At 68.2% G+C, this 22,542-nt stretch carries 16 protein-coding genes; 11 read left to right on the forward strand and 5 right to left on the reverse strand.

Annotated features, from left to right (window positions below; all coding sequences use genetic code 11):
- Positions 1-191: 191 nt before the first annotated feature.
- The 5 genes from DESTE_RS10045 (at position 192) to DESTE_RS10065 (ending at position 6,237) form a co-directional block, all read left to right on the forward strand.
- Positions 192-530, forward strand: coding sequence for a TraR/DksA family transcriptional regulator (locus tag DESTE_RS10045; protein ID WP_245590802.1), 339 nt, complete (start codon positions 192-194; stop codon positions 528-530).
- Positions 531-604: 74 nt separating this feature from the next.
- Positions 605-2,644 carry a glycosyltransferase gene (locus tag DESTE_RS10050; protein WP_035067362.1) on the forward strand — a complete coding sequence of 680 codons (2,040 nt, stop codon included), beginning with the start codon at positions 605-607 and terminating at the stop codon, positions 2,642-2,644.
- Positions 2,645-2,803: 159 nt separating this feature from the next.
- Positions 2,804-4,171, forward strand: coding sequence for a protoporphyrinogen/coproporphyrinogen oxidase (locus DESTE_RS10055; protein WP_035067364.1), 1,368 nt, complete (start codon positions 2,804-2,806; stop codon positions 4,169-4,171).
- 37 nt (positions 4,172-4,208) lie between these two features.
- Positions 4,209-5,279 (forward strand): M24 family metallopeptidase, encoded by a 1,071-nt coding sequence (locus DESTE_RS10060; RefSeq protein ID WP_035067366.1) that lies wholly within the window; start codon positions 4,209-4,211, stop codon positions 5,277-5,279.
- A 523-nt stretch (positions 5,280-5,802) separates the two neighbouring features.
- Positions 5,803-6,237 carry a DUF4911 domain-containing protein gene (locus tag DESTE_RS10065; protein WP_035067368.1) on the forward strand — a complete coding sequence of 145 codons (435 nt, stop codon included), beginning with the start codon at positions 5,803-5,805 and terminating at the stop codon, positions 6,235-6,237.
- 106 nt (positions 6,238-6,343) lie between these two features.
- Here the strand turns inward: DESTE_RS10065 and DESTE_RS10070 are convergent, their stop codons facing one another.
- Positions 6,344-7,876 carry a deoxyribodipyrimidine photo-lyase gene (locus DESTE_RS10070; protein ID WP_084559425.1) on the reverse strand — a complete coding sequence of 511 codons (1,533 nt, stop codon included), beginning with the start codon at positions 7,874-7,876 and terminating at the stop codon, positions 6,344-6,346.
- Positions 7,877-7,903: 27 nt separating this feature from the next.
- Complete coding sequence (locus DESTE_RS10075) at positions 7,904-8,707, reverse strand: response regulator (RefSeq protein ID WP_035070122.1); 804 nt, start codon at positions 8,705-8,707, stop codon at positions 7,904-7,906.
- Between the two features lie 624 nt (positions 8,708-9,331).
- Here DESTE_RS10075 and DESTE_RS10080 point away from each other — a divergent pair.
- A complete protein-coding gene (locus DESTE_RS10080; RefSeq protein WP_198015353.1) occupies positions 9,332-10,297 on the forward strand; it encodes an MBL fold metallo-hydrolase in 966 nt (321 codons plus the stop codon).
- A 77-nt stretch (positions 10,298-10,374) separates the two neighbouring features.
- Here DESTE_RS10080 and DESTE_RS10085 read toward each other — a convergent pair whose 3' ends face one another.
- Entirely contained in the window at positions 10,375-11,352 is a 978-nt protein-coding gene (locus DESTE_RS10085; RefSeq protein ID WP_035067372.1) for a DNA polymerase III subunit delta', read from the reverse strand.
- Positions 11,353-11,566: 214 nt separating this feature from the next.
- On the reverse strand, positions 11,567-12,853 hold the full coding sequence (locus tag DESTE_RS10090; protein WP_035067375.1) for an adenylosuccinate synthase: 1,287 nt from the start codon (positions 12,851-12,853) through the stop codon (positions 11,567-11,569).
- 382 nt (positions 12,854-13,235) lie between these two features.
- Here DESTE_RS10090 and DESTE_RS10095 point away from each other — a divergent pair, with 382 nt between their 5' ends.
- Complete coding sequence (locus tag DESTE_RS10095; RefSeq protein WP_035067377.1) at positions 13,236-15,053, forward strand: transglycosylase SLT domain-containing protein; 1,818 nt, start codon at positions 13,236-13,238, stop codon at positions 15,051-15,053.
- Here the strand turns inward: DESTE_RS10095 and DESTE_RS10100 are convergent.
- Complete coding sequence (locus DESTE_RS10100; RefSeq protein WP_035067379.1) at positions 14,973-15,350, reverse strand: hypothetical protein; 378 nt, start codon at positions 15,348-15,350, stop codon at positions 14,973-14,975. The genes DESTE_RS10095 and DESTE_RS10100 overlap by 81 nt on opposite strands.
- Before the next feature lie 395 nt (positions 15,351-15,745).
- Here DESTE_RS10100 and DESTE_RS10105 point away from each other — a divergent pair, with 395 nt between their 5' ends.
- From DESTE_RS10105 to thrC, 4 genes are all read left to right on the forward strand, one after another.
- A complete protein-coding gene (locus tag DESTE_RS10105) occupies positions 15,746-17,038 on the forward strand; it encodes an IMP cyclohydrolase (protein WP_035067381.1) in 1,293 nt (430 codons plus the stop codon).
- Between the two features lie 588 nt (positions 17,039-17,626).
- Positions 17,627-19,834, forward strand: coding sequence for a ribonuclease catalytic domain-containing protein (locus tag DESTE_RS10110; protein WP_035067382.1), 2,208 nt, complete (start codon positions 17,627-17,629; stop codon positions 19,832-19,834).
- Positions 19,835-19,968: 134 nt separating this feature from the next.
- A complete protein-coding gene (plsY, locus tag DESTE_RS10115; RefSeq protein WP_035067384.1) occupies positions 19,969-20,685 on the forward strand; it encodes a glycerol-3-phosphate 1-O-acyltransferase PlsY in 717 nt (238 codons plus the stop codon).
- Between the two features lie 174 nt (positions 20,686-20,859).
- The gene (thrC, locus tag DESTE_RS10120; protein WP_035070123.1) at positions 20,860-22,278 is read left to right on the forward strand and encodes a threonine synthase; all 1,419 of its coding nucleotides are present in this window, start codon (positions 20,860-20,862) and stop codon (positions 22,276-22,278) included.
- Positions 22,279-22,542: the final 264 nt, after the last annotated feature.

The raw sequence follows: 22,542 nt of genomic DNA on the forward strand, positions 1-22,542 counted from the left end.
GGCGCCGCCCCGCGGCGGCGCACGAACCGTGTCGGCTGGTCGGCGTGCGCCGGTCCGCCCCACGGTGGTTTCCTGCGGCGTTTCGCCCGGCGTCGCCGCGTCCTGTGCCGCACATCGCGCAGCCGGACGCGCCGCGACGAAACAAGCAACCACCGCCCTTCCCGCTCGCCCCGGAAGAGAGCACCACGATGATGCCCAACGACAGACAAAAACTCCGGGAACGGATCGTCGCCGATCTCGCCCGCATCGCGCAGGACATAGAGGCCCTGAAGGAACTGACCAAGCCTGTTCCCCCCGGTGCGGACGGCATGGACGAAGTCTCTCGCATGGACGCCATCCAGAACAAGAGCGTCAACGAGGCCGCCCTGGCCCAGCTGCGCAACCGCCAGGTGGGTCTGGAATACGCCCTGAAGCGCATCGACGAGGACGATCCCGACTTCGGCTTCTGCGTGGAATGCGGCGAGCCCATCCCCCTGGCCCGGCTCATGGCCATGCCCGAAGCCAGCCGCTGCGTGAACTGCGCCGACTGATCCCGGCCCGCGCCCTTCGTTCTCGACCCTGACGGGGTATCGCCCCCCGACGGATTACCTACCGGGACGACGCCATGCCGCACGCCTCCCTTGCCCTTGCCTGGCAGCGCCTGCCGCTGTGGCTGCGCATCCGCCTCGTGCACGGCAGCGTGGGGTCCGTCCACCGGCTGCGCTGCGCGGCCGACGCCATCACCCGCTCCCAATCCCCCGCCGCTTCTCCCGCCAGCGCCACAGGCCCCGCCGGACGTGACGACCTGTTGCGCACCGGTCGCGAACTGCTGCTTGCCGCGTGGGAGGAAGACCCCTGCAACGGCCAGTTGGCCGGGCAGGTACTGCTGCTGCATCAACGGCTGCCCTGGCTGCACTTCGCGCTGAGCGCGCTGCTGGCCGCCGTGCACGGGGCCTGGCGGCGGCCCGCCGACCTGGCCCGCTATGAACGGCTGGCCGCCCAGGCCGACTGGGTGCGCCTGCAACGCCATGTGGACGCCGAGCGCCAACGCGACCCCGCCAACCTGTTCTGGGTGCAGCAGGCGGTGGCCGTGGGCGAACTTTCCGGCGACCTGGACTGGCTGGACGGGCACCTGCACCGGGCCGCAGCCCGGCTTGCCCCGCCTGGTGGACCTGGCCTACCCCCTCTCGCCCCGCTTTTCGACCATCTTCACGGCTGCCTCGCGGCCAACCGCGCTTCCGCCTGCGCGGGGCTTGCTGATGGCGGGGCCACCGCCGCCCGCCACCATGACGTCGCGCTGGCCCATTTTCGCGATGCCGCACTGGCCGTGTCCGGCCTGCCTGCGTCTGGCCTGCCTGAGTCCGGCCTGATTCCCTCGGGCCTGCCTGCATCCAATCGGGCGTCCTCCGCCGTACCGCGCAGCGGCTTCTGGCTGGCCCCGGTGGAGCACGCCGCCCACTGCCTGGTCCGCCTGGGTGAAACCCCCGCCGCCCTGATCCTGTGGGACGCGGTGCTGACCGCCCGGCCCTGGCACGTCAACCTCGCCCTGCGCGCCCACGACGTCTGGCGCGGCGTGGACACTCCGGAAGCCGCGCCCGCCGGGTCCACCGCCGTGCTGCTCTATTCGTGGAACAAGGCGCAGGAACTGGACACCGCCCTCACCCACCTGGCCCCCGGCCTGGCGGACGTGACCCGCATCGCCCTGCTGGACAACGGATCCACCGACGGCACCGGTGGCACTGGCGGCACCGGCGACGTGGTGCGCGCCTGGGCCGACAGGTTCGGCGCGGACCGCTGCACCGCCGTGCACCTGCCGGTCAACGTGGGGGCTGCCGCCGCGCGCAACTGGCTGATGCGCCTGCCGGAAGTGGCCGCCTGCGACTTTACCGCCTATCTGGACGACGACGCCGCCGTGCCCGCCGACTGGTTGCGTCGCCTGGCCGGTGCGGTGCGCCGCCAGCCGGATGCCGCAGCCTGGGGCGGGCGCACCCTGGACTGGCACGCCCCGTACGTGGTCCAGTCTGCCGACCTGCACCTGACCGCGCACTTCCGCGCACCGGAAGGTACCCCGCCGGACCTTGCCGCCTTCGCGGACGACACCCCACCCCCGTCAGGTAACGATACGGGCAGCGATGCAGGCGACATGCCAGACGACAGGGTTGGCGACAGGGCTGGCGCGCCGCAACGCGACGTCCTGTCGCCGGAAGTGGCCTTTTCCCCGGCCCGCGCCCATGCGCTGCCCTTTTCCGTCAGCGACCTGCACGCGCAGGTCACGGACATGGGGCGCTTCGACTACCTGCGTCCGTGCATTTCGGTGACCGGGTGTTGCCACCTGTTCCGCACCGCCGAACTGCTGGAGGACGGAGGCTTTTCCCTCTCGCTGTCGCCCTCGCAGTACGACGACCTGGAACACGACCTGCGCCGGGCCCGCGCCGGGCGGCTGGCCTGCTACACCGGCTTTCTGCCCGTGCGCCACATGAAACGCAGCGGCAAGGCCGTGCGCATGGGTGCGGCACAGTTCGGCAACGGCCTGGGCAACCGGTACAAACTTTCGGGCATGTTCGACGCCGCCGAGGTGCTGGCCATGCGCCGCCGCGAGTTCGAGGCGCTGGAACGCGACCTGCTGCGCAAGCTGGCGGCCCTGGGCACGCGCACGGCATCCTGACGACAATACTTGCCCGGACCGGACCCGTCAGGCACGATTCTCCAAACAGGCTCGCTTGCCCAGACCACGCAACCGGCCCGGCCCACCCCCATCACCACGCCCCGCACCGGGCATACGGCAACCGCGCGGATACATCGCGCGCCCCACGCAGGACACCGCATGCACGTAAAATACCTGATCATCGGCGCAGGCCCCACGGGCCTTGGCGCGGCCCACAGGCTGGCGGAACTGGGCGAACACTCCGTGCTGGTGCTGGAACGCAACCCCTACGCCGGGGGGCTGGCCGCCAGCTTTCGCGATGCGGCGGGGTTCACCTGGGACATCGGCGGGCACGTGGTGTTCTCGCACTACGCCTACTTCGACAATCTGGTGGAAACCCTGCTGAACGGCCAGTACCTGGAACACATGCGCATCGCGCGGGTGCGCATTGCCGAGCGCTGGGTGCCCTACCCCTTCCAGAACAACATCCGCCACCTGCCGCCGGACATGCAGTGGGAATGCGTGCAGGCCCTGCTGCCCGGCCACCGGCGCGAAGAAGCGCCCACCAACTTCGCGGAATGGTTCGAATACGTCTTCGGCGCGGGCATCGCCAAATATTTCATGCGGCCCTACAACTTCAAGGTCTGGGCCACCCCCGCCGAAATGATGAGCTATCAGTGGATCGGCGAGCGGGTCAGCGTCATCGACCTGGAAATGGTGCTGCGCAACCTGGTGCTGCAACTGGACAACGTGAGCTGGGGCCCCAACAACCTGTTCCGCTTTCCGCAACAGGGCGGCACCGGAGAAATCTTCACCCGGCTGGCCGCGCGCCTGGGCGACAAGGTACGCCTGAACACCGCCGTAGCCGCCGTGGACCCTGCCGCCCGCACCGCGCGCACCGCCGACGGCCAGAGCATCACCTACGACAAGTTGCTGACCACCGGCCCGCTGGACATCCTGATCCACGACCAGATCGGGGCGGGCCCCGCCGCCGCCATGGCGGGCGACGGCCTGCGCGCCGCCGCCGGGCAACTGGCCCGCAACGGAGTGTACGTGGCCGGAGTGGGCGTGAACGGCATGCGTGAGGACGACACCTGCTGGATGTACTTTCCGGAATCCAACGCGCCCTTCTACCGCCTGACCAACTTCCACAACTATTCGCCCCGCAACGCGGCACGGCCCGGCCACCAGCGCGCGCTGATGGCCGAAACCTCGTGGTCGGACCACAAGCCGGAACAACTGGACACCCTGATGGACAAGACCATCGAGGGGCTTGTAAACACCTCCATGCTCCTTCCGGACGAACGGCAGCGCATCGCCTCGCGGTGGTCCATTGCGGTGGACTACGGCTACCCGGTGCCCACCCTGGGGCGCGACAACGCCCTGCGCTGCATCCAGCCGTGGCTGGAGGCGCACGGCATATACTCGCGCGGGCGCTTCGGCGGATGGAAATACGAGGCCGCCAACATGGACCATTCGGTCATGCAGGGCGTGGAATGGGCCGGGCGCATGGTGCTCGGCGAAGAGGAAACCACCTACAAGCTGTGAAGCGGCCGCCTGACCGGCGACCCGATTCGAGACCACCATGAATGCACAACGCTACGAGGCGCGGCGCGAAACCCTGCGCGCCGCCATGCGCGGAAAAGGCCTGTCCGCCCTGCTGGTCAGCCATGCGGCCAACCGCTTCTACCTTTCCGGCTTCGAACTGCACGACGTGCAGCTGAACGAGAGCGCCGGGTACCTCATCGTCACCGCCGACGGCAACGACTGGCTGTGCACCGACCCCCGCTACCTCGACGCGGCCCGCCGCCTGTGGCCCGAAGAGCGCGTGTTCATCTATTCCGGCGATGCGCCGGGGCAGATCAACGGGCTGCTCAAGGACAAGGTGCGCGGCGCCGTGGGCTTCGAGGCGCGCGCCGTGACCCTGGATTTCTTCGACAAGGTCTCGCCCGGCCTGACCATGGAACGGGCCGACGGCATGGTCGAGGAAATGCGGGTGATCAAGGAGCCCGAAGAAATCGAGCTGATGCGCCGTTCCGCCGCGCTGAACCACCGGCTCATGGAATGGGTGCCCACCGTCCTCGTGCCGGGGCGCACCGAGGCCGAGGTGGCCTGGGACATCGAAAAGTTCTTTCGCGAGCACGGCGCCAGCGAGCTGGCCTTCTCCAGCATCGTGGGTGTGGGCACCAACGGCGCCCTGCCCCACTACGCTCCCGGCGACGTGCCGCTGACCGAAAACTGCCCGGTGCTGGTGGACGTGGGCGCCCGGCTGGACCTGTACAACTCGGACCAGACCCGCACCTTCTGGGTGGGCGACAAGCCCGCCGACCACTTCACCCTCGCGCTGGAACAGACCAAGGCCGCCCAGGCCGCAGCCATAAAAATCATGCGCCCCGGCCTGCCCGTGGCCGACGCCTACCGCGCCGCGCGCGCCCACTTCGAGGCGCAGGGCGTGGCCGCCCACTTCACCCACGCGCTGGGGCACGGCATAGGCCTTGAAACCCACGAGCCGCCCAGCCTGAACCCGCGCAACGAAATGATCCTGAAGCCCGGCATGATCGTGACCGTGGAACCCGGCCTGTACTACCCCGAATGGGGCGGCATCCGCTGGGAATACATGGTGCTGGTCACCGAGGACGGGGTGGAGATTCTCTAGCCCGACCAACCGCAACGCACTGCCTGCGCCCGGCCCTTGTGAAGGGGCCGGGCGTTTCGCGTCACAGGGGCAGGCGCTGGCGAGTGGCGGATAGAAGGCTGGCAGACATTGGGCATGAAATGCGCACTACCATGAATGCCCGCCGCATCCCGCCGTGCCCATTGGATAATTACGGGACAAACTCTGGACGTTCTCTGGATGCGCGCCAGACGGGTGCCCAGCGGGTGGCAGGCAGACTCAAGGCGAGTGGGCCCCAGCGGTGGACAAGCCCCTTCCTGGGCGTAACGGCAGGCGTCCGAGGGGGCACCTTGACACGGCGGCCATGTCGGGGCACCTCCCCCGTACCAAGGCGAGTGGGCCCCAGCGGTGGACAAGCCCCTTCCTGGGCGTAACGGCAGGCGTCCGAGGGGGCACCTTGACACGGCGGCCATGTCGGGGCACCTCCCCCGTACCAGTGTCCATGCCCGGCATGTTCCGCAGTGCCCGCAAATTCGCATGGCCGCCACCATCCCCAGGAGACCCCGTGGCCCGCAAACGCCCCCGCAAGCCTTCCCCACCGCTGCCCCCGCCGCGCACTTCCGCGCGGCTGTATGCGCGCATCGCGCCCCGGCACATTGCCATGTTCCGCTTTCTGCTGGAGGCACAAGACAACCTGGGCTACATGACCGTGCTCGACCGCGGGGTTGGCAGTGCCGGGAGCGCGGACGACAACGGTACGCAACCGACCGGGCACGAAGCGGCGGCCCCTTCTTCTGGCGGCAACGCCAAAGGCTCCGCTGCCCCCGGCGCAGACGCGGTGCTCAAGATCGTCTTCTCGCCCCATCAGGAGCGGGAACTGCGCGCCTTTCTTGACGGTATGCGCGCCACCATTCCCTTCACGGTTTTCGAATCGCCGCTGCGCGTGCGGGCCGTACAGACAGAGCAAGACCGGCGGGACGGCGCAGATTCCAGAGACTGACGTTCCTACCGCCTGCCCGTGCACCACACGGCAAACGAGCGGGGCGCACCACGTAGGTGTGCCCCGCTCGTTTGTTTCCGTCATGGCGGGTCGACTCCTGCCCTGTTCAGAACAGCGTACCCTGCTCCCCCGCACCGCCGCGCAGCGCCTGCATGCGCCGGATGTACGCGCCCACGTCGAACTTGGAGCGCGCCCCGTTGTAGGTCATGGAACGGATGGTGCCCTGCACGGCCCGTTCGCCCCACGGACGATCGTGCACCCCTCCTGCCGACCAGGCGATGCCGGTGTAGCCGTTGCTGTCGCGGCCATCCAGAAAGTAGCGGTCGTTCAGGGCCACGGCCACGCGCACGGCGTCCTCGGGCGTGGGCGACCACAGCAGTATCTGCTTGGCCCAATACATGCGCAGGTAACCGTGCATGCGCCCGGTAACCACCATTTCGGTCTGGGCTGCGTTCCACAACGGGTCCGCCGTGCGCGCGGCGTCCAGTTGGGCCTCGTCATACAGGGCCGGGCGCGGGTCGCTCCGGTGCTTGTCCAGGGTGGCGCGCGCCCAGTCGGGAAAGCAGGTGACCGCGTCGTAGTCCTGGGCGTGCAGGCAGAAATTGTCGGCCAGTTCGCGCCGCACGATCAGCTCTTCCAGAAACGAGGCACGGCACTCGTCCGACGCGGCCACGGCAGCCGGGCTGACCTGGGCCGCCAGCGCGGCCCGCTGGGCGGACAGCATGCCGAGGTGCAGGTACGGGGACAGCCCGGACACGCCACCCGCATTGGGATCATTGCGCAGGTGGTAGCGGTGCAGGCGGGTGCGGATGAAGTCGTCCAGAGCGGCGCGGGCCGCGTCTTCCCCGGGGATGATGTCCGGCATGCCCGGCAGCGGCCCCACCTCGGCCACGCTGCGGTCCACGGCAAGGTTGTCGCGCAGGGACGCCCAGTCTACCTCGGGAACGGGCAGCGGCCACGGGGGGCCAGATACGCCGGACGCGCCAGGCACGGAAGGCAGCGGAGGGAGGGACGTCAGGAATTCCGGCAACAGGCGATGGATTTTCGGACGCAGGGTGCGGGCCGCGTATTCGCGCTTGGGCGAGGCCACCCGGCAGGGCACCACGTTGCGGCCATCCACCTCGTGCAGGGGACAGAACCCGGCCAGCCCCCGCGCGGCGGATGCCAGCCACGCCCGCTTCACCCGCAGCACGTCGAAGTCGGTGACCACCAGCGCGGCATGCACCGTGCGGGCATAGCCCACCACCTCTTCCGGCGGATTGCCGCGCAGCACCACCAGGGGGATGCCAGCCACCGCCAGATGACGCTGGGTTTCCTCCATCCCGCGCAGCAGAAAGCCGAACTGGCGGATGGTGGCGCCCAGAAAGCTGTTTGCCAGGCACCACACCACGGCCAGAGGCACGCCCAGCCGGACTGCCTCGGCATGGGCGTGCAGCAGCGCCCAGTTGTCACGGGCGCGGTGTTCGCGATGCATCCAGTACAGCACCGGGCCACGGCCCGGAGCACCAGCACGATCGGCGCGTGTCCTCGAGGCGGCAAAGGGAGCGGGCGCGGCAAGGCCACCGTGCATGCCCACCACGCGGCGGGGGTCCATGCCTGCGGGATGCCCCGGCGACCTGTACGCCTCGTGCGACGTCATTCGTCCTCCCTGTTGCGCGCGGACGCCTCAGTGCGTTTCCAGCGACTCCATGCACGACTTCAGGTCGCAGATCATGTCCAGCACGTCCATGTTGTGGTTGACGCGCCAGTAGAACTCCTCGACCTCGAAGGGCTTGGTGAGAAAATCGTTGGAACCGTTCTTGAGAAACTGGGCGGTAAGCGGGCCGGACCCCACCGAGGACACCCCGATGATGGCCACGCGGTCCATCTTGTGGCGGCCACGCAGTTCGCGCACCAGTTCGATGCCGTCCATGTTGGGCATCTGGTAGTCGGTGATCACCAGGCGGGTATGGGGGTTCTGTTCGAACACGGCCAGCGCCTCCACGCCGTCCCCGGCTTCCAGCACGCGAAAGCGCTGCACTTCCAGCAGTTTCTTTATCTGGGCGCGCTGGGTGCGCGAATCGTCCACCACCAGCGCGGTGATGAACTGGTTCTTGAACACCCGCTCCAGGCTGGCCACCATGGGGTCCATGTCCTGGATGGACCCCTTGAAGAAATAGTCCACCACCCGCCGTTCGATGAACCGGCGACGGATTTCGTCGTTGAAGGTGGCCGTCAGCACGATGGACGGCACCTTCCAGGCCAGGCACAGGTCCACGGCCTCGCCGTCGGGGGCATCGGGCAGGTTCAGGTCGATGACGGCGATGAATATCTGCTGCCCGTGGTCGCGCAGCAGGGCCTCGGCTTCCTGTATGCTGTGGGCAATGAGTGTGTCGAACTGGGTAAGCGCCTGGATCTGCTTGCGGATGATCTTGGACTGCACGTTGCTGTCCTCGATGATCAGCACCGTACGCGGCACTTCTGCGGTCATGTTCATGCGGCCTCCCCGGCGCGGCGACTGTCTGTGTGATGCCCGGATGCTACACGCTCGGCAGGGGGCGCGCAATGCCGCACGCGCTGGCCTGCATCGAAACCACAAAAAAAGAGCTTGTGTTACGGAGTGTTGTCCACAAACCGTACGGGTTTCCCCTGCGCGGCGGACCGATGCGCCACATGCGAAAGGACGCTGAAGAGCGGGGGCAGGCGGAGAATGGACACGAAACCGGAAGCGGACAGGAGACGCCGCAAGCGGCGCTGTGAACGGGGCCTCATCCGGGTTCACATGTACGACGCATTGGCCCGCGCAGCAGCGCGTGCAGCAACACACCGGGCAGGATCAGGCAAGAATCGGGCAGGATCGTGCCTACCTTCCAGCCAGTGCCGTGACTAGCTTGTTCGGCAACAGGGATTTCAAGGACGAAATGAGGATGAATGCACGATGACATGGAACAGTCTGAAGCTGACGCGGCGAAAGATGATGCTGCTCATGGGCCTGTCATGCGCGGCGGCGGGGTCCTGCGCGCTCCGGCCCAAGATCGGCCCGCTTCCTGACGGGCAACGGCTGGAGCGCATCAGGACATCTCCCAACCATACGGGCGGAGAGTTTCACAACCAGTTGCCCACCGAACTCTTCACCGGCGAAGGGGGACGGGCGGCCTCCATGTGGGACTTCCTGTTCGTACCCAAGGACCGGCTGAAACCGGATCACCCCCTGCCCGTGCTCGCCACGGACCTGAGGGGACTGGCGGGGCATGACGGGTCCGTTGTCTGGCTGGGGCACTCGTCGCTATTCCTGCGCATTGGCGGCAGCACCATTCTGATCGACCCGGTGTTCGGCTCCTATGCCGCTCCGTTCTTTTTCATGAACAGGGCCTTTGCCGGAGACTACCCGTACTCCGCCCATGCGATGCCCGAGGTCGACTGCCTGATCATCTCCCACGACCACTGGGACCACCTGAACCATGCGACGCTGACCGCCCTGCGGCCCAGGGTGAAGGCCGTCGTCTGTCCGCTGGGCGTCGGCGCCATTCTGGAGGAATGGGGCTTCGATCCGGCCATCATCCACGAGGCCGACTGGGACGAGAGCGTGCAAACAGGGCGTAACCTTACCGTCCATGTCCTGCCGGCACGGCACTTTTCCGGTCGCTGGTTCAGCCGCAACAAGACGCTCTGGGCAGGCTTCATGATCGAAGCGGCGGGGCGCAGGGTGTTCTACAGCGGAGACAGCGGGTACGGTCCCCATTTTGCGCAGATTGGCGAGAAATTTGGCCCGGTGGATCTGGCCATCATGGAAAACGGGCAATACGACCCAAGCTGGAAGAACATTCACATGATGCCGGAAGAAGCCGTCCAGGGGGCCATGGACCTTCGCGCACGGGCTCTTCTGCCGGTCCACTCCGGGCGGTTCTGCATATCCAACCATGCCTGGGATGCACCCTACGAAAGGATCACCGCCGCAAGCGTCGAAAAACCCTTCAGACTGCTGACGCCGCGCATCGGTGAGGTAATCGACATGGACAACGAGTCGCAACTGTTCGGTTCATGGTGGAAGGCCGCAAAACAGGGCGATGGCCGCGCATAGGGCAGGAATCGGATAAGGCTGGCTGAAGGCGCGCCGGGAACACGTGCGCGGTGGATGCCGCCCCAGGCAGGGAACGGCTAGCGGACGCCCAGAAACATCCGGGTCGCCAGCCAGTCCATGACCAGGGCCGGGTTCACCGGGCTAGGACTCAGGGAAAGGGCCTCCTGCGCGGCGGCAAGGGCCTCGTCGCAGCGGCGCAGCCGGGCCAGGTCCATACGCTCTGCCAGCAGGCGGCCCAGGGGGTCGGCGGCGCGCCCGGCCAGCACGTCGGACAGGGCACGCTGGCAATGCAGCACCACGGCGGCGGCAAGCGGGGCATCCAGATCGCCCTTGCGCGAGGTGCGCGCCATCCAGCCGCCGCCGGTCTGGATGAATTCCACCAGCGCGTCCAGCCAGTCGCGCACCGCCGGGGGCGGCGGGGCGGCATCGGTGGGCCAGGCCAGGGTGAGCACGAAACTGCGCGACACCAGGGTGGGCAACAACCGTTCGCGCTGGGGGGCCAGCAGCACGAAGCAGGTGGTGGGGCGGGGTTCCTCCAGCGACTTCAGCAGGCCGTTGGCCGCCTCCACGCGGGTGTGGGCATCCACCAGCACCACCACGCGCCTGCGGCCCTCGCGCGGGGGTTCGCCCAAAAGGCCGCGCAGCGCGCGCACGTTCTCTATGGAAAAGGAACCTTCCTCGGCGCTGGGCTTGTTGCCGTCCAGCACGATGAGGTCGCGGTGGCCGCCCCCGGCCATGCGCAGGCACGACGGGCAGGACAGGCAGGGGCGGGCGCCAGCGGAGGCATCGCCCGGGGTGCCGTCTGGAGCCTCGCAATTCAGCAGCGCCGCCCAGTACAGGGCCAGGGCCATGCGTTCCGGCGCGGTGCCGCCCTCTGCCAGCACCACCTGCGGCGGCGATGCGGCCAGCGCGTGCAGATGGCCCACGGTGCGCTGATGCCGGGGGGCCAGCAGCGGGGCCACGGCCTCGCGCGGATCTTGCGGAACAGGCGGGGCTTCTGCCGCAGCGGCAGCGGCGCGGCCTCGCTTGGGGGCAGTGGTGATGTCGTTGGCCATGGTGGTTCCGATACTTGTGTGAAGCGGGTTCCGACCCGCCGGGCTGCCGGACGGGACGAACGGGCAGACAGACGGGCTATGCTACCCGAAGGCGCGGGGGGCCGTCCATGCCCGTTGGCGCCCCGGCTCCGCCCGATTGCGCCCGATTGCGCATCCGTCATGAAAAAGGGGCGGCCCGTGCCGCCCCTTCCGAGTGGATATTCCGAACCGGGAGCTACCAGCCCCGGCTGATGGTCTGGTCGCGTTCAGGGCCCACGGACACCAGGCTCACGCGCACGCCGGTCAGTTCCTCGATGCGGGCGATGTAGGCACGGGTGGGCGCAGGCAGGCTTTCCCAGGTGGTGCAGCCGGTGATGTCGTCATCCCAGCCGGGCATGGTCTCGTACACCGGGGTGACGTGGGCCATGCCGTTCTGCTCCTGCGGGGCCACGGTGATGGTGCCGCCCTGGTATTCGTAGGCGGTGCAGATTTGCAGTTCCTTCAGGCCGGACAGCACGTCCAGCTTGGTCAGGGCGATGTCGGTGGGGCCGTTCAGGCGCACGGCCTCGCGCAGCACCACGGCGTCCAGCCAGCCGCAGCGGCGCTTGCGTCCGGTGGTGGCGCCGAATTCGTGTCCTTTCTGCTGCAGGTAGTCGCCCGCCTCGTTCAGCTGTTCGGTGGGGAAGGGTCCGGCGCCCACGCGGGTGGTGTACGCCTTGACGATGGCCACGATGCGGTCGAGCTTCGTGGGGGCGATGCCGCTGCCCGCGGAAGCGTTGCCCGACACCGTGTTGGACGAGGTGACGAACGGATAGGTGCCGTGGTCGATGTCCAGGTGGGTGCCCTGGGCACCTTCGAACATGACGTGCTGCCCGGCGGCCCAGGCCGCTTCGATCTCGGCGGTGACGTCGGCCAGGTGGGGCACCACGCGCGGGGCCACGGCCATGACTTCATCGAACACCGCGTCCACGGTCATGGGTTCGCCGCCGTACAGGCCGGCCAGCAGGGCGTTCTTTTCCAGCAGCGCGGCCTCTATCTTGGCGCGCAAAAGTTCGGGCATGCCAAGGTCGGCGGCACGGATGCCGATGCGCGACATCTTGTCCTCGTAGCAGGGGCCGATGCCCCGGCCCGTGGTGCCGATCTTGGATTCGTTGGACTTGTGGCGCTCGCGGGCCACGTCCAGCGCCTTGTGGTAGGGCATGATCACGTGGGCCTTGCGGCTGATCATCAGCCGCGCCGGAGAAACGTCCACGTCCTTGTCGCGCAGGGTTTCCACCTCGCGGCAGAACACGGCGGGGTCGAGCACGACGCCGTTGCCGATGAGACATTTCTTGCCCGGATGCAGGATGCCCGAGGGAATGAGGTGCAGGATGTACTGCTTGTCGCCCACCAGCACGGTGTGCCCGGCGTTGTTGCCGCCCTGGAAGCGCACGATCACGTCGCACTTGCGGGTCAGCAGATCGACGATCTTGCCCTTGCCCTCATCGCCCCATTGGGCGCCCATCACGACCACGTTTGACATTTCCCACTCCTTGTGACATTGAGTGCCACCCTGCGGCTCCGGCTCTTGCCGAAGGCGCGCAGAAAAGGCATCATGTCTTATCCCGTGACTTCTTGGAAGTCAACGGAACTGCTGCGGAACCGACCCCGTCAGCAGAAAATCGTCCGCACGCGGACATGCCGGAGCCACCGGCGGGCCAAGGCCCACCGGGAAAACGGCGCACCAGCGCCGCTCCGCGCAACGCCGCACAACCCACGGCCCGACGGCCACCCCCGCGCACGGAAGCACGGCCCGCCACAGGCGAACGCCCCTTCCGCTCCCCCGACCACACAGGCCACCCGCGCATCCGGCCACCCGCTCTGCTCCGCCTCGCTGCTCTCCACCCGTCGGCCCACCGTATCGCATGCACAATCCTATCTTCACCACCCGGGAACGCTTCGCGCTGTTCGGCCTTGCCATTGCCCAGGCGTTCCTGCTGCTGCTCATCCTGCTGCCCGCGCCGCATGACTCCGACGTGCTGCGCGTGGCCGCCCCTGCCCGCGAACGGGTGCTGACACGGCTTTCGCCTTACGGCCCCGGCTTCGAACAGGAACTGCTGACCGCCTTCTGCGCCCGCTACGGCTACGAGCTGCGCTGGGTGAAGGCCGACAACCGCGACGAGGCCCTGCGCCTGGTGGCCGACGGCTACGCCGACGTGGCCGTGGGCTTCGGCGCCGCGGGTGATGGCAACGGAGACGGCCCCGCCGCGTCCGGCACATCTGGCACATCCGACACATCTGGCACATCCGACGCATCCGACGCATCTGGCACATCCGACGCATCCGACGCATCTGGCACATCTGGCACCACCGGCACCGCTCCTGCCGCAAACGGGGCGGCGGGTGCTGCTGGCGAAACCGGCGAAACGGACGCCGCGCCCGGCGTCTCGCTGGCCGCGCTGCTGACCCGGCTGGCCACCGGCACAGACCCCACGCCCCTCACCGACCTGGTGACGGGACCAGCCTACGACCACGCCCGTCCGGTGCTGGTGCGCTGGTCCGAACCGGACCTGCCCGCGCCCGTCAATGCCGTGCTGCATGATGCAGGCGCCACCGGAACCGCGCGGGACGGCCAGCCCGGCGACGGACTGCGCTCGGCCCTCTTGCTGACCACCTGGGACTCATCCGAGGGTCCGGCAATTCCTGGGCTGCTGCCGCCTTCCGGCGGTCCGTCCATTCTGTCCGGTGGCCTGTCCGGCACCCTGTCCGCCTCCCTGTCCGCCACCCTGTCCGGCGGCCCCCCCGCGGACGTCGCAGCCGCATCCGCTGATGCCCCCCGCCAGGCTATGGTGGACGGCGATTCGTGGCGGCTGTGGCAGCCTTTCATGGCCGAACCCACGGCGGGCCGGGCCACGGGCAAGGCCCTGTCCTACCACTGGTACTGGCGCGGCGACGACGCCACGCTGGCACCCCGGCTGGACGAATTCTGGCGCGAGCGCACCGCCCCGGCGGATACCCTGCTGGACGACCTGACCGAACGCTATTTCGGCTTTCTGCCGGAATCGCTGGGTGTGCCCGAGAACGGCGACTACACAGGTGCCTCCGGCTACGCGGACATCTTCGACCTGATGGACCTGATGAACGTGGTGGCCGAAAAGCTGCCCACCCACGCCCCCGCCATCAGCCGCGCCGCCGCCCAGAGCAACATCGACCCGTTGCTGCTGTCCGCCGTGATCTTTCAGGAATCGCGCTTCGAGACGTCCGCCCGCAGCAAGACCGGGGTGCGCGGCATCATGCAGCTTACCCAGAGCACGGCCCTGCTGCTGAAGGTCAACCGCATGAACCCCAGCCAGTCCATCCGGGGCGGGGCGCGCTACCTGCGCATGCTGTGGGACAGCCTGGACGACCTTGACCTGCAACCATGGGACCGCTGGTTCTTCACCCTGGCCGCCTTCAACCAGGGGCCGGGCCATCTGCGCGATGCCATCCGGCTGAATCAGGACCTTGGCGGCTCAGGCCGCACCTGGCGCGAACTGAAGGACACCTTTCCCAAACTGGCGCGGCCCCGCTACCACGCCCGCACCCGGTACGGGTACTGTCGTGGCTACGAGGCCGTGGCATTCGTGGAAAGCGTGCGCTACTACTATTACATACTCAACGGGCTAGTCGCCCTCTCGCGGCCGGAAGCTGAGCACCTTGCGCCGCTTCTGGACGCCGTCCCCGTCCGCTGGCCCGCCGTCTAGGGCGGGGTCGTCCCTGTCCGCCCCGGTTCCGGGCACGGGTTCCAGGTTGAAGGCCATGCGCGGGGGCACCCCCAGGGGTTCGCCCTCGGGCCGGGCCGCAGCGGCCCAGTGGTGGTTGAAGAGCTGGTTCTTCCAGCGCACCGCCTGGATCAGGCTGAGCACCAGCGCCGCCTCTTCCCACCGTTTGGTGGGTTCGAAGCGGTCCACCACGGCGGCGTAGCGGTCCCACAGCGACATCAGCGACGCCTCGTCGTAGGCGTTCAGTTGCTGTGCCAGCTTTTGCAGCATGCGCTCCATGGGGTCATCGCTCCTTCATGCAGGGTGGTGTGGCGAGGTGGTGCGGGGCGGCCTGAACGTCGACCGGAACGCCGATGCGTCCGTGCGCTTGCAGTGGCCGCGCCGTGCTCCGCAGGCTACGCCAATCCGGATGCCGGTTCAAATGGAAATTGCCCGCCCTTGCGGGCTGTGCTAGCATTCCCGCTGTCGCAGCCCGGAAGGCGACCGCGCCCCGCCCCGTGGCGGGGCGTTGCGCATGCCGCAGCCGTTTCCGCCCCCGATAACGCCCATTCCGCCCGGCCTCGCCGCCGGGCGCAGGCCGCCTACCCGGCACGCCGCACCCGGCCCCTCGCGCGCACCCGCGCGCCGGATGCACGCGGCGTTGCCGATCCCGCGCCGCCCCTGCCGGAGCCCGTATGACTTCGCCGAAGCCCGCCAGCCTCAAGGACATGTACCGCACCCTTCAGGACGATCCGTTTCCGGATTCCCTTACCCTGACGCTGGGCGACACCACCCTGACCTACCGCAAACGCACCTGGACCATCGACGGTGAACGCAAGGGCCTGCGCTACGGCGAAAACCCCGATCAGCCCGCCGCCCTGTACGAACTGGCCGAAGGCGGGCTGACCCTTGGCGGCGTGGCCTTTCGCGCCGCCGGGCAGGGTCTTGTCTCGGCCATCGCCGAAGAACACATGGTCCAGGCGGGCAAACACCCCGGCAAGACCAACCTGACCGACGTGGACAACGGGGTGAACATCCTTCAGTACCTGACCGCGCGCCCCGCCGCCGTGATCCTGAAGCACAACAACCCGAGCGGCGCCGCCTGGTCCGATGCGGGCGTGGCTGACGCGCTGGGCAAGGCCTACAACTGCGACAGAATTGCCGCCTTTGGCGGAGCCGTGGTGGTGAACCGTCCGCTGGACCGCGCCGCCGGTGAACTCATCGCCGCCAACTACTTCGAGGTGGTGGCCGCGCCCGACTTCGAACCCGGCGTGCTGGAATTGCTGCAAACCCGCAAGAATCTTCGCATCCTGCGCATGCCCGGCCTGGGCCAGCTTGAAAACTTTGCCGATGCGCCGTTCCTGGACATCAAGAGCCTGACCGACGGCGGCATGGTCATCCAGCATTCGTTCCGCAACCGCATCCGCACCGTGGCCGACTTTCTGCCCGCCGAAGCCACCAGCAAGGACGGCGTTACCGTCACCGCCCGCGCGCCCTCCAGGCAGGAGGCCGACGACCTGCTGTTCGCCTGGGCCGTGGAGTCGGGCGTCACGTCCAACTCGGTGATCTTTGCGCGGGGCGGCGCCACCGTGGCCATCGGCACCGGCGAACAGGACCGCGTGGGCTGCGTGGAACTGGCCATCCACAAGGCCTATACCAAGTACGCAGACTCGCTGGCCTTCGCCGCGCACAACTGCTCGCTGTACGACCTGAAGCTGAAGGCCGCCAATGACCCGGCCCTGGCCGACTCGCTGGCCGCCATCGAACGCCGCACCAAGGACGAACGCGGCGGCCTGCCCGGCACCGTGCTGGTCTCCGATGGGTTCTTCCCCTTCCGCGACGGCGTGGACGTGGCCATGGCACAGGGCGTTGCCGCCATCGCCCAACCCGGCGGCTCCATGCGCGACCACGAAGTGATCATGGCCCTGAACGAGGCCAGCCCGCAGGTGGCCATGGTTTTCACGGGGCAGCGGTCGTTCAAACACTAGGGCATGCCCGCAACGTGTTCTTTCGCCCGCTGGCTTCGTCAAACTGCGCCTGCCACTCCGTCGAATACGAAAAGAGCGCGCTGCGGTCCTCATCCGTAAGGCTCGCAAGCTCGCCAAACGGTTGAGGCATACTCCGTCATGTCAGGCTCGTTTTCCTCGCCAGCGAACGAAATCTCTCCGTTGCGAACACGCCCTCCCGTGCGCCGCACCTGACGCAGGCAAAACCAAGACAGCCCCTTGTCCTGAAATTGCCTTTCTTCCTTATACCCCGCAGCGGTCTTCCGCTGCGGGTGGCTGGTGCGGGGGCGATGCAAGGAATTACGAGTTTTTGTGGCCGGGCAAGGCGGATTGGCGTTTTTGCGCGGAGATCGGCAGCCGTTAGGTGAGCGCTTGCGCGAGCCTTACGGATGGCGTCCGCAAAGCGCGGATTCCGTGGGCAGCGCACCCGCGCTGACAGAACGCACCTACGGATTCCGCCCGCAGCGCCACCGCGCTGACATGGCGCACCGCGCTAAACCACGCGGCACCACCACCCCAACCTTCATCCAGCCCAACGGCAGGCTTCACCCACCAAACCAAGCGGGAAACATGGCGGCACCATCCGGCATCGTGCGCTACCCCGGCCCGGGGTGCATCGTTGAATTCATGCAGGGCAACCGCCCGGTAACGGCCTGGGTGCTCGAAGAACAGGCAGGCAAGCTGCGCCTGCTGCTCGCCAACCGCCGCGAAACCAAGCTCACCACCAACCGCCTGCTGCCCTGGTCCGGCCCGGTCTACTCCGGCGAATACGGCCGCCAGCAGATCATCGACCTGCTGGAACTGCACCGCCAGCGCCGCGACGACCGCGAAACCGCGCTCGACCCGCTGGAACTCTGGACCCTGGCCCAGGGCGAGGTGGACCGCGCCTCGCTGGAATGGTTCGCGGAACTGCTCTGGGAAGCCCCGGAAGTGGACGACCTGGCCGCCCTTGGCCGCGCCATGCTGGCCTGCAAGACCCACTTCAAGTTCCAGCCGCCCGACTTCGAGGTGTACACCGCCGAAAAGGTGGACGCCCGACTGGCCGAGCAGGAAGCCGCCCGCCAGCGCGAAGCCCTGGTGGCCGCAGGCAACGAATTCGTGCGCATCCTGTGGGACGTGCACTCGCGCCGCCGCACCCTGCCCCTGGAAAATTCGCCGGAACGCCCGGCCCCGGGCATCGCCGAACAACTGGCCGAACTGGTCATGACCCGACTGGCCGACCCGGACGACCACGACTCCGAGGCGGTCTGGAAACAGGTGACCAAGGGCCTGCCCGACGACCCGCATCTGGCCCTGCATCTGGCCAAGACCTGGGGGCTGGTGCCGGAGCACCACAACTTCTGGATGGACCGCGCGGGCTACGACCCCGGCAACACCTGGGCCGCCCACCACGCGGACGACATCGCCGCGCTGCGCGCAGCCGTGGAATCCGCCCGGCGCGAACCGCTGGCCACGCCGTTCATCTCCATAGATTCCGCCACCACCCGCGACATCGACGACGCCTTTCATATCGAGGCGCGCGGCGACGGGGGCTTTCGCCTGTGGCTGGCCCTGGCCTGCCCGGCCCTGGCCTGGCCCTACGGCAGCGAACTGGACAAGGCCGTGCTGCGCCGCGCCACCAGCATCTACCTGCCGGAAGCCACCCACCACATGCTGCCCGAAGAACTGGGCATCGGCTTCTTCAGCCTGCTGGCCGGTCAGGACCGCCCCGCGCTGGTACTGACCATGGAAGTGGCCCCGGACGGCGAACTGCAATCCTGCGTGCCCGGCGGCGCGTGGGTGAACCTGGCCGCCAACCTCACTTACGAGGCCTGCGAGGCCTGCCTGACCGCCGTGGCCCCGCCGCAGGCCGCCCCGAACCCGGACGACGACCTGCTGGCGGCCATGCTGGCGGGCGACCCCGATGCGGATGCCGCGACCCCGGCTGCCGCTGCCGCGCCCATTCCCCTGCCGGACAACGCGGCGGTCCCGCATGCCGAGCAACTGGCCGTGGCCGACAGACTGGCCCGCGCCCTGCAATCCCATCGCATCGGGCGCGGGGCGGTGATCATCGAACGCGACGATCCGAAAGTGACGTTATCCGGCGAAGGCTCCGCCACCATCGTGGACATCGCGGACCAGCCGGTCACCCCCCGCAGCCAGTCCATCGTGGCGGAGATGATGATCCTCGCCAACGCCGGGGTGGCCCGCTGGGCCGGTGAAAACCGCGTGGCCCTGCTGCACCGCACCCAGGACGTGGGCATTCCCCGCGAATACGCCGGGGTGTGGCGCGCCCCGCACGAGGTGGCGCGGGTGGTCAAGGCCCTGGCCTCATCGCTGCTGGAAACCTCGCCCCGGCCCCATGCGGGCATCGGGGTGCCCGCGTACAGCCCGGTCACCTCGCCGCTGCGCCGCTACCCCGACCTGATCAACGAAACCCAGGTGCTGCACACGCTGGCCACCGGGCAGGGCCGCTGGACCCGCGAGGAACTGGACGCCATGCTGCCCCTGCTGAACGCCCGGCTGGACGCGGCGGGGCAGGTGCAGCGGTTTCGCCCGCGCTACTGGAAGCTGCTGCATTTTCGCCAGAAGGGCGACAAGACCTGGTGGCACGCCGTGGTCACGGAAGAGAACGACGCCTTCGTCACCGTCAGTCTGCCGCGCGAACAACTGTTTTTGCGGGGGCGGCGCTCTACCTTTGGCGACAAGGTGAACCCTGGCCAGCACTTCCGGGTGCGGGTGGGCAAGATCCATCCGCTGAACAACGAAATCCAGATACTGGACGCGGAAGAAGAGTGACGGCATTGTGGCCCGGTGCGGCACGCGTTCCCGAAAGAACGGCACGCGTTCCCGCAGGGACGACATGCGACCTCGCACAATGACCGCAACAACGACATTCCACCCACCCGTCACCCCCCACTGGAGGCACGACCATGGGTAACCTGCTTTGGATCGCCATTGCCTACGTCATGGGCTCCATCCCCTTCGGGCTGGTGTTCGCCCGCACCTTCTGCGGGGTGGACCCGCGCACCGGCGGCAGCCGCAACGTGGGCGCCACCAACGTGGCCCGGCTGTGCGGCACCAAATGGGGCGTGGCCACCCTGCTGTGCGACGCGCTGAAAGGCGCGCTGCCCGTGGCCATCGCCATGTCCTTCAGCAATTCCGCCTTCTTCCACAGCCTGACGGCGCTGGCCGCCCTGATCGGGCATCTGCACTCCTGCTTCCTGGGCTTCAAGGGGGGCAAGGCCGTGGCGACCACGGTGGGCGTGTTCATTCCGCTGGCCTTCGGGCAACTGGTGCTGTCGGGCATTGCCTGCCTGCTGGTGATCTGGCGTTCCGGCTTCGTCTCGCTGGGTTCGCTGACCCTGGTCACGGCCCTGCCCGTGTTCCTGCTGCTGTACGGCAAGTGGAAGCTGCTGCCGCTGGCGCTGGTGGTCATGGCGCTGGTGTACTGGAGCCACCGCGAAAACATCGGGCGGCTGGCACGCGGCGAGGAAAAGCCCTGGCAGAAGAAGCACCACGACGCGGCGCCCACCGGCTGCACCGCTGACGCCGATGCCGCCGATGCCGCCCCCGAGTCAGACGGGCAGGCCCCCTGCGGGTGCGGCTGCGCCGCGCACGGCGAACCCGGCGCCACGCCGGAAAAGTAGTTTTCACGGCGCCGCCCCGGCTCTGTCGCCGGTGCCACGGCAAGGCGCCACAGCTGCTGCATTGCACGATTTCAAGGAGACCGGCCCCCCATGTCCTGTCCCACATCCTGTCCCACATCCTGTCCCACGGCCTGCACCGCACCCGGCCAAGACTTTCCGGCCGCGCGCACGCGGATGGAGTACGTCTGCCTTGGCTGCGGAGAACGCCGCGGCATCGACGAGCTGCTGTACACCTGCCCCAGTTGCGGCGGGGTGTACCTGCTGGAAGACCTAGATTTCGACACGCTTGCGGCCCAGCGCACCGGCCCGGAATGGCGCGCCCTGTTCGACGCCCGCGCCGCCACCCGCACCACCGCCCTGCGCGGCATCTTCCGCTTCTACGAGCTGATGGCCCCGGTGCTGGAAGAGACGGACATCGTGTACCTTGGCGAAGGCAACACCCCCATCGTCGAGGCGGCCCCCGTGCTGCGCGATGCCGTGGGCATTCCCTTCGCCTTCAAGAATGACGGACAGAACCCCAGCGCCTCGTTCAAGGACCGCGGCATGGCCTGCGCGTTCAGCTACCTGAAGGCGCTGGTGCGCAGGCACGGCTGGGACGAGGTGCTGACCGTGTGCGCCTCCACCGGCGACACCTCCGCCGCCGCCGCGCTGTACGCCTCGTACGTGGGCGGGCCGGTGAAGTCGGTGGTGCTGCTGCCGCACGGCAAGGTCACCCCGCAGCAGCTTTCGCAGCCGCTGGGCAGCGGGGCCACGGTGCTGGAAATTCCCGGCGTGTTCGACGACTGCATGAAGGTGGTGGAACACCTGGCCGAAAACTACCGGGTGGCCCTGCTGAACTCCAAGAACAGCTGGCGCATTCTGGGGCAGGAATCCTACGCCTTCGAGGTGGCCCAGTGGTACGGCTGGGACATGAAGGGCCAGTGCGTGTTCGTGCCCATCGGCAACGCGGGCAACGTCACGGCCATCATGGCGGGCTTCCTGAAGCTGCTGCGCCTTGGCATCATCGACAGCCTGCCGCGGGTCATCGGCGTGCAGTCGCACCATGCCGACCCGGTGTGGCGCTACTACAGCCAGCCGGACCCGGCCACGCGCACCTACGCCCCCGTCACCGTGCAGCCCAGCGTGGCCCAGGCCGCCATGATCGGCAACCCGGTGTCCTTCCCCCGCGTGAAGGCGCTGGCGGACAGATTCATCGCGGAAGGGGGCGAACGCGCCTTCTCCGTGGTGCAGGTGACCGAGCAGCAGATCATGGACGCCATGATCCGGGGCAACCGCCACGGGCACATCGCCTGCACCCAGGGCGGCGAATGCCTGGCCGGCCTCATCAAGGCCCGCGAACTGGGCCTTGTGTCGCCAACCGAGCACGCCGTGCTCGACGCCACGGCGCACAGCCTGAAGTTCGCGGGCTTTCAGGACATGTACTTCACCAACAGCTTCCCGCCCGAATACGGCGTGTCCCCGGACCCCACCCTGGCCAATGCGCCCGCGCTGGTGGTCCGCCCGGAAGACAAGGCGCGCCTGTCGCCCGAGGCGTACACCCTTGCCGCCGCCGAGGCGGTGGTGGCCAGGCTGGGGCTGGCGAAGAAGGCATAACGTCGCACGGGGCGCTCGCTTCGCCCCCCCCCCCCACCACGTCAGCGCAAACGACGCGGCGCACGGAAGAACTCCGTGCGCCGCGTCTTCATTTTTGCATCCGCTCCGGCCCGCAGCAGGCGGGCTGGAACAGTGGCGGGCAGCCGCACCAGGCCCTGGGTCGCAAAAATGCGACCTCAACCCCTTGTGCCATCCTGCACAATTACAAGCAACAATCTACATTAACTGAATTTATCCGCCATGACGACGCATTCTTGCAACATT

Source organism: Nitratidesulfovibrio termitidis HI1 (assembly GCF_000504305.1).
In the GTDB taxonomy this organism is placed as follows: domain Bacteria; phylum Desulfobacterota; class Desulfovibrionia; order Desulfovibrionales; family Desulfovibrionaceae; genus Cupidesulfovibrio; species Cupidesulfovibrio termitidis.

Excerpts from the sequence above, each read along its gene's own strand:
- DESTE_RS10045 (WP_245590802.1), top strand. The coding sequence starts at position 192 with ATGCCCAACGACAGACAAAAACTCCGGGAACGGATCGTCGCCGATCTC.
- DESTE_RS10050 (WP_035067362.1), top strand. The coding sequence starts at position 605 with ATGCCGCACGCCTCCCTTGCCCTTGCCTGGCAGCGCCTGCCGCTGTGG.
- DESTE_RS10055 (WP_035067364.1), top strand. The coding sequence starts at position 2,804 with ATGCACGTAAAATACCTGATCATCGGCGCAGGCCCCACGGGCCTTGGC.
- DESTE_RS10060 (WP_035067366.1), top strand. The coding sequence starts at position 4,209 with ATGAATGCACAACGCTACGAGGCGCGGCGCGAAACCCTGCGCGCCGCC.
- DESTE_RS10070 (WP_084559425.1), bottom strand. The coding sequence starts at position 7,876 with ATGACGTCGCACGAGGCGTACAGGTCGCCGGGGCATCCCGCAGGCATG.
- DESTE_RS10075 (WP_035070122.1), bottom strand. The coding sequence starts at position 8,707 with ATGACCGCAGAAGTGCCGCGTACGGTGCTGATCATCGAGGACAGCAAC.
- DESTE_RS10085 (WP_035067372.1), bottom strand. The coding sequence starts at position 11,352 with ATGGCCAACGACATCACCACTGCCCCCAAGCGAGGCCGCGCCGCTGCC.
- DESTE_RS10090 (WP_035067375.1), bottom strand. The coding sequence starts at position 12,853 with ATGTCAAACGTGGTCGTGATGGGCGCCCAATGGGGCGATGAGGGCAAG.
- DESTE_RS10095 (WP_035067377.1), top strand. The coding sequence starts at position 13,236 with ATGCACAATCCTATCTTCACCACCCGGGAACGCTTCGCGCTGTTCGGC.
- DESTE_RS10100 (WP_035067379.1), bottom strand. The coding sequence starts at position 15,350 with ATGGAGCGCATGCTGCAAAAGCTGGCACAGCAACTGAACGCCTACGAC.
- DESTE_RS10105 (WP_035067381.1), top strand. The coding sequence starts at position 15,746 with ATGACTTCGCCGAAGCCCGCCAGCCTCAAGGACATGTACCGCACCCTT.
- DESTE_RS10110 (WP_035067382.1), top strand. The coding sequence starts at position 17,627 with ATGGCGGCACCATCCGGCATCGTGCGCTACCCCGGCCCGGGGTGCATC.
- plsY (WP_035067384.1), top strand. The coding sequence starts at position 19,969 with ATGGGTAACCTGCTTTGGATCGCCATTGCCTACGTCATGGGCTCCATC.
- thrC (WP_035070123.1), top strand. The coding sequence starts at position 20,860 with ATGGAGTACGTCTGCCTTGGCTGCGGAGAACGCCGCGGCATCGACGAG.